We start from the raw sequence: 10,578 nt of genomic DNA on the forward strand, positions 1-10,578 counted from the left end.
GGGAGAGGCGTTTATGGCTGAAGTAAACAACATTGAGATGAACCAATACCTCACCTTCATGCTGAAGGACGAAGTGTTCGGGCTCGCCATTGGCCAAGTGAGGGAGGTTCTCGACTTCACCAACATTACCAAGGTGCCCCGCACCCCGGAATATATGCGGGGGGTGATCAACCTGCGTGGCTCCGTGGTCCCGGTGGTAGATTTGCACCTCAAATTTGGTCTGGAACAGACGGAAAAGACCGTCAATACGTGCATTATCATCGTGGAAATAAATATGGATGGCGAGATCACCGTGCTTGGTGCTCTGGCCGATTCGGTGCAAGAGGTTGTCGAGCTAGAACCGGAACAAATTGAGCCTGCCCCCAAAATCGGCACCAAGCTGAACACCGAATTCATCAAGGGCATGGGCAAACGCGACGAGGAGTTTATCATCCTCCTTGATATAGACAAAGTCTTCAGTAATGAAGAACTCATGCAGGTCCACAGGGCGGAGGCGCCTCATCAGGAAATATCCTGAGAATCTTGAAAGCACTCTGAAGCGTTGAACCGATAACTGAACAGGAGAGGAACAACCATGAAATTAGGATTCAAAATCGGCCTCGGCTTTGCGGCACTGCTGACGATTGCCGCTGCTCTCGGCATTCTTGCCATTATCAATATGAGTACCGTTAAAACCAAATCGGTCATGCTGCAACAGGAGTATGTCCCGGAGGTGGGGATAGCCAACCAGATAGAGCGCAGCGCCTTTCGCATCATGTTTTCCATGCGCGGCTATGGATTTACCTCAGAAAAAGCCTTTTTAGATCAGACTCGGGAAAACTTTGCCGCCATCAAACAGCGCCTTGGGAAAGCCAAAGAACTTGCGGACCGCTCTCCCCATCTTAAAGCGCTTAAACCGGCTGCGGAAAAGGTGGAAAAGGCGATTACCGAATATGAGCGGTTGGTGGATGTCACTGTGGGCGTGAACAAGCAGATGGATGAGCAGCTTGCTCAACTCGATTCTTCGGCCGCCCAGTACACGAAAAACTGCAACATCCTCCTTGCTGGCCAGCAACAGAAAATGGCCTCTGAAATCGCTGCGGCTAAAGAGGCTGCGGCCTTGAATGAGCGAATGGCCAAAATTTCCCTGATCAACGAGATCATCACCCTCGGCAACCAGACACGCATTGCCGCCTGGCGGGCCCAGGCTGACAGAAACCCCAAAATCTTCGAAGAGGCCAATGCCAACTTCGAGCTAATACAGGGCAAGTTTAGTGAGCTAAATAAAATTATCCGCTCTGCAGCAGATGTGAAGAACTTGAGAAATGTCGAAGATGCTGCCGGAAATTACAAGACGGCCATGAACGATTTTCTCGGCCTGTGGCTGAAAAATGTTGAACTGGGCAAAAGCCGCACAGCCATTGGTAATACGGTGACCAGTGAATCACGCGAGGTCTCGGTCAAGGGAATGGAGGGCACCAACACCATTGCCAACGATGCGGTGGATTCCCTGACCACGGCCTCAACAGTCATGATTGTCGGCTTGCTTTCCGCCATTATTCTTGGTTGTCTCATTGCCTTTTTCATTACCCGTGCCATTACCAAGCCTATCTTCATGGGGGTACAATTTGCGGAAACGGTTTCCGATGGAGACCTGACCAAATCACTGGATATCAAACAAAAAGATGAGATCGGCCAGTTGGCGGGCGCGCTCAACACCATGGTGGACAAGCTCAAAGAGGTGGTTGCCAGCGTTCAGGGGGCATCGGATAACGTGGCCTCGGGCAGCCAGGAACTCTCCGCCTCTTCCGAAGAGATGAGCCAGGGGGCCACCGAGCAGGCGGCGGCGGCTGAAGAAGCTTCCAGCTCAATGGAAGAGATGGCGGCCAACATTCGCCAGAATGCCGATAACGCCATGCAGACGGAAAAAATAGCGATCAAAAGCGCCGATGATGCCAAGGCAGGAGGCGAGGCCGTGGCCAAGACCCTTGCGGCCATGCGCGATATCGCCGGTAAGATTTCCATCATCGAGGAGATCGCCCGCCAGACGAACCTCCTGGCCCTGAACGCGGCCATTGAGGCGGCGCGCGCCGGTGAGCACGGCAAGGGTTTTGCTGTGGTAGCCGCCGAGGTCCGCAAGCTGGCGGAACGCAGCCAACACGCCGCTGCCGAGATATCTGAACTCTCGGAATCCAGTGTCGAGGTAGCCGAGCAGGCCGGTGACATGCTCGCGAAGATGGTCCCGGATATTCAGCGTACCGCTGAACTGGTCCAGGAGATCTCCGCTGCCAGCAAAGAGCAGGATACTGGAGCCGAGCAGGTAAACAGGGCGATCATGCAGCTTGACCAGGTCATTCAGCAGAACGCCTCCGCCTCGGAAGAGATGGCCTCCACCTCGGAAGAACTCTCCAGTCAGGCGGAGCAGCTGCAGGATATCATGGCCTTCTTTAAAGTGGACAACCGTGGTAGCTCCGTCATGCGCCGTGCCCCCAGGGCCACCTCTCCGGCTCCGAGAAAGCAGGCGGCCCTGCCTCCGGTAAAGCCAGAGTCCAAGGTGAAAAAAGTTTCCCCTTCCGGTGGTGGACTTGATCTTGATATGGGCAGTGATGGTGATAAGCTGGATGAACAGTTCGAACGTTTTTAGGTTTAACAGGAAGAAGCGCTCCCATCTGACAAGATATCCCTTTCAGGAGGGAGAGGCTTCCCCCGGAGTTGGCTATGAACTCTGTTCTTAATCCCCGTGATTTCCAACAACTCAGGTCTCTGATCTATTCAGAGTTGGGGATCAAGATGCCTGAGTCAAAAAATACCATGCTCACCGGCAGGCTGGGAAAACGGCTACGGGCTCTGGGGTTTGCCAGCTTCTCGCAATACTGTAACTTTCTCTTTAGTCCCAAGGGACTGGAAGAAGAGATGGTTCACCTAATTAACGCGGTCACCACCAATAAAACCGATTTCTTTCGAGAGCCAACGCATTTCGATTACCTGACATCCACCGCCCTGGGTGAGTTGCAGCAGAGCAAACGGTTTAGCTCCCATAATCCATTACGCGTCTGGAGCGCGGGTTGCTCAACCGGCGAAGAGCCTTATACCCTGGCCATGGTGCTCTCAGAGGTCCAGGAAAGAAACCCAGGCTTTCGTTTTCAGATTCTTGCCACAGATATCTCTACACGGGTCTTGCAGGTAGCCAAACGGGCGGTCTACCCCATGGAACGCATTGAGCCGGTTTCCAACCTACACCGAAAGAAATACCTGTTAAGGAACAAGGATACACGCAATCCTGAAATTCGAATAGCCCCAGAACTCAGGCGTTTGATCCGCTTTGGCCGTCTCAACTTCATGGATGAGAACTTTGGGCTTCCGAACACGGTTGATATTATTTTTTGCCGTAATGTCATTATTTACTTTGACAATGAAACCCAGGAAAAACTGATGCGCAAATTCAGTCTGCACCTGCACTCCGGTGGCTTTCTCTTTCTTGGGCATTCAGAATCACTCCACGGCTACGATACGCCTTTTGTCCAGGTTGCCCCAACTATTTACCGAAAACCTTAGATTAGGTATCCCCCGTTGATCGCGTACGTTCAGCTTTCCTTTACGACTGCTTTGGAGGCATGAGTTGCGGTGACACAGCAAAAGGCAAAAATACTTATTGCCGAAGACAACATAACCAATCGGGAGGTCACCCTGGCGGTTTTGGAAAACTTGGGCATGCTGGCCGATGCAGTCGCAAACGGTGAGGAGGCGATCCAGGCACTGAAGTTGCGTCAGTACGATTTGGTGCTGATGGATTGCCAGATGCCGGGTCTAGATGGATTTGCAGCGACACGCCTTATTCGTGATCAGAACTCCCAGGTTCAAAACCACAACATTCCGGTCATTGCCATGACTGCCCATACCGACGCATCCGGGCAGGCGGAATGTCTAGCCTGTGGCATGAACGATTATCTCTCCAAACCGATCCTTCCGGAACAGCTTGAAGAGAAATTGAAAAAATGGCTCCCCCCCCTGTTGAGAGCCACAAAGGGCTATGAACGCAGTCCCCTGCCCTCCGATGAGAGCAATGTCGAACAAAAGGTGGTTCCCATCTGGGATAAAGAGGGGATGCATACCCGCCTTATGGGAGACAAGCACGTCGAATTCATCGTCAGCCAGGGGTTTTTACAGGATATGCCCCAGCAGATACATAAACTGGAGTCCTGTTACCGCTCTGGGGATCTGTCAGGGCTGCGCCAGCAGGCACATGCCATAAAAGGGGCAGCAGCGGTGGTCGGAGGAAAACGCCTCTGGAACGTTGCCCACCAGATTGAAGAGCTGAGTGCTGCGCACATAACGGATTTGGAGCCTGCGGTAGAGCGGGTTGCCCATGAATTTGCCTGCCTGAAAGAGGAGATGACCAAAGGGGTGAATTCCTTGAAGGAGTGTTGAGGGAAACGCCCCCTGACGGCTAGGCGCAGCAGTCCGACATTTGCTTGGTGCCAGCCCTAAAAAAAAACTCACCGATCACGGGATAATCTCCGAAGATAAAAGGATTGAAGATAAGTCCAGGGAGCAATATATGAAAACACTGATTGTTGAAGATGATTTCACCTCTCGCCTTTTGCTGCAGGAGTTACTCAAAGGTTTTGGACCGACCCATGTCGCAGCCAACGGCCTGGAAGCGGTGAAGGCTTTTCAAATGGCCCTTGCAGATAAGGCTCCGTATGACCTGGTCTGCCTTGACATCATGATGCCGGAAATGAATGGTCAGGAGGCCCTGAAAAAGATACGTGCGCTGGAAGAAGAACAAAATATTTTCTCCAGCCAAGGCACAAAAATTATTATGACCACTTCGCTTAATGATCCCCAAAATGTGATCGAAGCCTTTTCCGGGCTCTGCGATGCCTATCTGGTCAAGCCCGTTGATAAGGCCAAACTTCTTGAACGACTTGATGACTTGGGGATGCAATACTGATGCGCTGTCTCCCCGCTTCCTAGGATGAGTTAACCAATGATGCCTCTTCATGAACGCAAGGCGGTTGCCATCTATCTGAACCCCTCAGAGATAGTTATAGCAGAAGGCCCTGCCAAGGTGACCACGGTGCTTGGTTCCTGCGTTTCCGTCACGTTTTTTTCGCCGAAAACGCGTTTAGCCGCTATATGCCATGCCGTTCTGCCAAACGGTATGGAGAAAGAACCTGGAAAATTTGTCAACCAGTCTATTGGCTACATGATCGATTTTTTTCAGGAAAAAAAGGTTCGCCACGATGAACTCGTGGCCAAGGTGTTTGGCGGAGCGGACATGTTCCCCCTGATGCGCGGCAGTCATGCTCTCGGCACTATAGGTGCCCAGAATATTCAGGCCGCACTGACGACCCTGGAACTGAGTGAAATCCCCCCTGCTGTGGTGGAGGTTGGTGGTCAGCAGGGCCGCAAACTCGTCTTTTATACTGAAACCGGCGATGTTTTCATCAAACGGGTGCCCAAAGAGCAGTTACCCGCTGCGGAGCGGGCACTCTTAACCAAAGAAAGACAAAAAATCCGATCCCCACGCCGCTCATAAAACCAGGGCAGAGGTCAGGGAGGGTCCATGAATAAACCAATCCGTGTACTTATTGTCGATGATTCGGCGGTCGTCCGCCAGACCATGAGTGAAATTCTCAGCAGTGATCCCGAAATCGAGGTCATGGCCACGGCCAATGATCCCTTTGCTGCTGCGGCAAGGCTCAAAGAGGAAATTCCGGACGTCATCACCCTGGATGTCGAGATGCCCCGCATGGACGGGCTGACCTTTCTTCAAAAAATAATGAGCCAGCACCCTCTTCCGGTGGTGATGTGTTCCAGCCTCACGGGCGATGGCTCTGCAAGCGCGATGAAGGCTTTGGAATGTGGGGCGGTCGATATTATCACCAAACCGCGGGTGGGGACCAAGCAGTTTCTGGAAGAGTCGAAAATGCGCATCTGCGATTCGGTCAAGGCTGCAGCCCAGGCACGGTTGCGCAGGCTTAACCAACCCTCGATCAAGCGCAGCCCCAAGCTCACCGCGGATGTAGTGCTTCCCAACAGGGCCGTGAACTCCAAGGCCATGCTCCAGACCACGGAGAAAGTGGTGGTGGTCGGCGCCTCAACCGGCGGCACCGAGGCCTTGCGCGTCTTCCTTGAGATGTTTCCCGAGGATTCTCCAGGTATTGTCATTGTGCAGCACATGCCCGAACATTTTACCTCGGCCTTTTCCGCCCGGCTTGATTCCATCTGCAGGATTACGGTTAAAGAGGCCGAAAATAACGATACCGTGGTGCGGGGACGTGCTCTGATCGCACCGGGCAATCATCACCTGCTTTTAAAGCGCAGCGGTGCCCGCTACTATGTCGAGATAAAAGACGGACCGCTGGTTTCCCGGCACCGTCCTTCGGTGGATGTACTCTTTCGCTCTGCCGCCCGCTATGCAGGCAAAAATGCGGTGGGCGTCATCATGACCGGTATGGGAGATGATGGTGCGCGCAGCATGAAAGAGATGTATGATGCAGGGGCAATAACAATCGCCCAGGATGAGGCCACCTGTGTGGTCTTTGGTATGCCGGCGGAGGCAATCAAACACGGGGGGGTGCACAAAACCATGCCCCTGGAACGCATTGCCCAGGAGGTTTTGCGCCAATGCGATTAAAAGGGGTGCAGGAATCTCCCAATTTTTATCTTAATACTGAGGTTCTACCGACCTGTGACTGAAGACACCCTGTTGCAAGCCTGTCGCCTGCTCTTTGGTGAGGAAGTCGTTGTTGGCGAGGGCTTTCTTGACTACCTGCAGCCAGGTGGCTTGAAGAACGCCTACCGACAACGTGCCCGCCAAACCCACCCCGACGCGCGCCCAAAAGGCGATGCCACTGACTTTGAGAGTTTCCATGCGGTCCAACAGGCGTTTTCCCTGCTGAGTGAGTTTATCGAAAACAGGAAAAGGCGGCCAGCACCAATGGTTGAGCCGGTTGCCCCTCGCATGCGTCCGGCTGGGGCGCATCCGGCTAGTCAGGCCCAGGAACCACTGGGAAGTATTGCCCCCATTATCCTTGAGAGCCACAGCAGGCCGGGCACTGGCCAGGCGACTATTGACCGATTGTATCAGGGGCCGCTTCCTGAACGGAGCCTGCTCTTTGGCCATTTCCTCTACTATTCGGGGCTGACCACCTGGAGGACCATCACCACCATTTTGGTTCAGCAACAACGCGGGCGCCCTAAATTTGGAGAGATGGGCACCCGGCTTGGCCTGCTCATTCCCGAAGATATCAACCGCATCCTCAAGTTCAGAACCCCACGCCGCCCCTTTGGCGAAGTCGCGGTCTCTCTTGGCCTGCTCAACAGCAGCCAAAAAGAGATGGTGCTGCTGCAGCAACGTCGTCAGCAGAAAAAATTCGGGACCATTCTCGTTGAAAAGGATCTGATCACCCTCGGGGAACTGTGCACCCTGCTCACCCACTTTCGTTGCCATAATCGCGAGTACGAAAACCAGGCAGCCTGAAAACCTTCCGCACTGACAGCCGAAAAATTAGATTTTCGCCAGCAACTCTTTGATGCTTCCCGCCTGAGAGACCAGCTCTGTTCCTGTTGCCTCCGGATCAAAACAACGAACCGAACGGACCGCCTCAAGGCTTTCCAACACCCGGCAGAGATTCTGGCACCGATCGGGGAAGGCATAAAAGGTTATCATGATTCGTCCCTGGTTTCTGTTTTCTGCTGCTGCAATGGAACCAAAGCCGATAAAGGAATCGATCTGAATGCCACGTCCTGAAAACACCGAGGCAATGGCAGCCGTATCACCTGGATGGTCACGGGTGGTCAGCACCAGCAGCCAGAGGCTCCTCTCATCATCTACGGGATCGGTTTGGGTGGGGAGAGTCGTATCCATGTTCTATGCGTTCCCTGAGTTACGTTCTGGATGCCACCATTGATCAATTTTCGTGGCAATATTCCGGCCGGACTGCGCAGTCAGTGCGCGTTCTGTTGTCGTCATCGATGCCCGATCCGGCATCACCTGCAAGACGGATCCGGCGAGGAGAATACGTCCTCCACAGGGACCATGCAAACCGTTTTCCCCCTGATGCATGTACTGCGCGGAGACTTCAACGCGTTGCCCTTCAAGCACCGCCTTGACCAGCTCCACCGTGGCGGCGGCTGTCGCGGTCTGGGTCTTGGCGTCTGTGTAGTGTATGGCAAAGGGTTTCAGCGGAACCCGGAGATCCGGTGGCAGGTCACGCACATAGCGGAGTGCCTGCACCGCCCCGTTAACATGGTCGCTGCTGATTAATTGCACCATGTGGCGTTGGTGCGTGACCAGCGCATCGGCGTACTCTTCGATGTGGAGACCACGACGGATTTGCGGCTCCAGTAGCCGCCACTCCCGATCGGTCATCCCCTGCACGCGGACCGAACTCCAGATCGGCACCATGCCGTTGCCATGCTCGCCAAGCATATACCCACGAACCCGTTGCCGACGGATCCCCAGATCTGAGGCAATCTCCCAACGAAATCGTGCCGAGTCGGAATACGCGCCCATACCAATGACATGATTGCGAGGAAGGTAATGGGAGAAAATAGCCACGCCGAGCTCAACAGGGTTGGTGACGATAATCACAACCGGAGGTGAGGCAGGGCGATTTTGGGAAAGTGCGCGGGCAAATCGCTCAAAAACAGGCACATTGGCCCGGGCAAGTGTATCACGCGATGCAGATCCAATCTCTGCCGGCGTGGTGGAGAAGGTCTGCCCGCCGGTAATGACGACCACATCACCAATGATAGCATCAGGATTATCAGTGACGTTTAATTCGGGAATAATCTCTGCATAGGCATCCTGGAGATCTGCACGAAATCCATGCAGCAGGTGAGGACGGCGGGAATTGGGATTACTGCCCACCAACTGAAGGATTTCCCGGCTTTCAAGAAGCCGCTGCTGCACGATCTGGGTTACAATCTCACGACCGCAACCGCCGCTGGCTCCGACAATACTCACATCCATGCACTTCTCCTTCGTTCAAGGTGGCGTGGGCGAGAAGTGGTCCCTCTTCTTCGGCCACCACTTTATTCAAGCCTGCTTGCCTGATGCAGTGAGGGCAGTAAATAACCTGCCGTTTATCCGGTCAACCCCTTCTTAATTTCCGCAACTCTGACAAAGCCCCTTATATTGCAATGGATCCACAAGATTTTTAGTTAAATATCACTGACCATAGCAGATAACTTCTTAGCTAAGGACGCTAATTCTTCTGCCTTGGATGTTAATTTGGAGCTATTTTGGGCAATCTGGCTCGCAGACTTATGCACAACAGTAATATCTTCAGCAATTTCTGTTGATACCGAAGAACTCTGATTTATGTTATCGTTTATCTCGGCGACCCGGGAAGAGGCATTCGCGACATTTCTGGACATATCCAGACTTGTAACAGCCTGCTCTTCAACAGCAGAGGCAATAGAAGAAACAATATCATTAATCTCATTTATCCCATCTGATATTTTCTCAATTTCAGAGACGGTACCGTCTGTTGAAGTCTGAATACTTTCAACTGTTCGTTTAATTTCTTCAGTAGCATCAGATGTTTGCTTTGCGAGTTCTTTTATCTCGGCGGCAACGATAGAAAACCCTTTACCGGATTCTCCTGCTCTGGCAGCTTCGATAGTGGCATTTAATGCCAACAAATTTGTTTGTTCTGAAATGTCCGAGATGACTTCGGTAACACTGGCTATCTTATCTGCTGATTCTCCAAGTTTGCTTACTTGAACAGACGCATTCTTCCCCTGCTCCACAGCAAGGTTTGTCATACATCGTGCGTTTTCAGAATTTTTTGCAATTTCACCAATAGTTGCATTCATTTCTTCAACTGCTGAGGCGACATGGCTCATATTCATCGTTGTTTCTTCCATGGCAACGGACATGGATTGCATATTTGTACTCATCTCTTCAGTTGCTGCCGCGACAGAATCAGACCTCTGTGACATATCAAAAGAATTTTCTTCAAATTGCTTTGATACTTCAAGTAAAGACTCAGATGATGGTGTTAATATCTTAGCAGTTTCTGATAATTGTTTGATTGAATCAACATTGGTGACCAATTCCACATGACCAATATTTTTTCCAGTGTCATCCTTTATATAGTGTGTATCGACCTGCATATATGTGCTGGGTGCATCAGGATACTCTTGAGTATAATGAGTCGTCTCCTGACCCTTCCGAAGGCAACTGACCCCACAGTTTTCTGTCCCACATATATCGGCTTGCCAATTTGAACAATGCTTGCCAATTACACTTTTTTTATCCAAATTATTTTGGGCTAATAACGATTCCGTAACCTTGTTAATAAATACCCATTTCATATTTATATCTGTCGTGGTCACAGGGAAAGCCATTGCATCCAATGATCCTTCTAGGTAGAAAATAAATCGCTGCTTGCTGTAGTTCAGCTTTATAAGGATGAGATTCATCGCACTTAATATAATGGCAGCCATTCCCGGAGCCCCACTCTAATGGCACAAGAAGCGGCTTTGTAGTGTGTAAATCGCCTCAAATTCATGACGGGCATGCGGCAACAGAAGCAATCGGATAATTTCAGGGATTATTGACGAAAAAGCGTATTTTTTAGG

Annotated in this window: 11 protein-coding genes; 8 read left to right on the forward strand and 3 right to left on the reverse strand. The window is 51.9% G+C overall.

The annotated features are described in order from the left end of the window. Nucleotides 1-13: 13 nt before the first annotated feature. The 8 genes from JWJ90_RS11580 (at nucleotide 14) to JWJ90_RS11615 (ending at nucleotide 7,468) form a co-directional block, all read left to right on the forward strand. Nucleotides 14-517: a chemotaxis protein CheW gene (locus tag JWJ90_RS11580; protein WP_205227386.1), complete on the forward strand. Its 504-nt coding sequence runs from the start codon at nucleotides 14-16 to the stop codon at nucleotides 515-517. A 57-nt stretch (nucleotides 518-574) separates the two neighbouring features. Further along, nucleotides 575-2,623 (forward strand): methyl-accepting chemotaxis protein, encoded by a 2,049-nt coding sequence (locus JWJ90_RS11585; protein ID WP_205227387.1) that lies wholly within the window; start codon nucleotides 575-577, stop codon nucleotides 2,621-2,623. Between the two features lie 74 nt (nucleotides 2,624-2,697). Then, nucleotides 2,698-3,534 carry a CheR family methyltransferase gene (locus tag JWJ90_RS11590; protein WP_205227388.1) on the forward strand — a complete coding sequence of 279 codons (837 nt, stop codon included), beginning with the start codon at nucleotides 2,698-2,700 and terminating at the stop codon, nucleotides 3,532-3,534. A 69-nt stretch (nucleotides 3,535-3,603) separates the two neighbouring features. After that, nucleotides 3,604-4,407 carry a response regulator gene (locus JWJ90_RS23735; protein ID WP_205227389.1) on the forward strand — a complete coding sequence of 268 codons (804 nt, stop codon included), beginning with the start codon at nucleotides 3,604-3,606 and terminating at the stop codon, nucleotides 4,405-4,407. A gap of 130 nt (nucleotides 4,408-4,537) precedes the next feature. Then, nucleotides 4,538-4,933, forward strand: a complete 396-nt coding sequence (locus JWJ90_RS11600) for a response regulator (protein ID WP_205227390.1) — start codon at nucleotides 4,538-4,540, stop codon at nucleotides 4,931-4,933. 36 nt (nucleotides 4,934-4,969) lie between these two features. After that, nucleotides 4,970-5,521 carry a chemotaxis protein CheD gene (locus JWJ90_RS11605; protein WP_205227391.1) on the forward strand — a complete coding sequence of 184 codons (552 nt, stop codon included), beginning with the start codon at nucleotides 4,970-4,972 and terminating at the stop codon, nucleotides 5,519-5,521. A 27-nt stretch (nucleotides 5,522-5,548) separates the two neighbouring features. After that, entirely contained in the window at nucleotides 5,549-6,622 is a 1,074-nt protein-coding gene (locus JWJ90_RS11610) for a protein-glutamate methylesterase/protein-glutamine glutaminase (protein ID WP_205227392.1), read from the forward strand. 54 nt (nucleotides 6,623-6,676) lie between these two features. After that, nucleotides 6,677-7,468 carry a DnaJ domain-containing protein gene (locus tag JWJ90_RS11615; RefSeq protein ID WP_205227393.1) on the forward strand — a complete coding sequence of 264 codons (792 nt, stop codon included), beginning with the start codon at nucleotides 6,677-6,679 and terminating at the stop codon, nucleotides 7,466-7,468. Nucleotides 7,469-7,495: 27 nt separating this feature from the next. On the opposite strand, the gene JWJ90_RS11620 is transcribed toward JWJ90_RS11615, so the two are convergent. The 3 genes from JWJ90_RS11620 to JWJ90_RS11630 form a co-directional block, all read right to left on the reverse strand. After that, entirely contained in the window at nucleotides 7,496-7,855 is a 360-nt protein-coding gene (locus JWJ90_RS11620; protein ID WP_205227394.1) for an ACT domain-containing protein, read from the reverse strand. A 3-nt stretch (nucleotides 7,856-7,858) separates the two neighbouring features. Continuing rightward, complete coding sequence (locus JWJ90_RS11625; protein ID WP_205227395.1) at nucleotides 7,859-8,962, reverse strand: lactate/malate family dehydrogenase; 1,104 nt, start codon at nucleotides 8,960-8,962, stop codon at nucleotides 7,859-7,861. Between the two features lie 191 nt (nucleotides 8,963-9,153). Continuing rightward, a complete protein-coding gene (locus JWJ90_RS11630; RefSeq protein WP_205227396.1) occupies nucleotides 9,154-10,443 on the reverse strand; it encodes a methyl-accepting chemotaxis protein in 1,290 nt (429 codons plus the stop codon). Nucleotides 10,444-10,578: the final 135 nt, after the last annotated feature.

Origin of the sequence: Desulfobulbus rhabdoformis, assembly GCF_016919065.1 — a bacterium.
GTDB classification, from domain to species: Bacteria; Desulfobacterota; Desulfobulbia; order Desulfobulbales; family Desulfobulbaceae; genus Desulfobulbus; species Desulfobulbus rhabdoformis.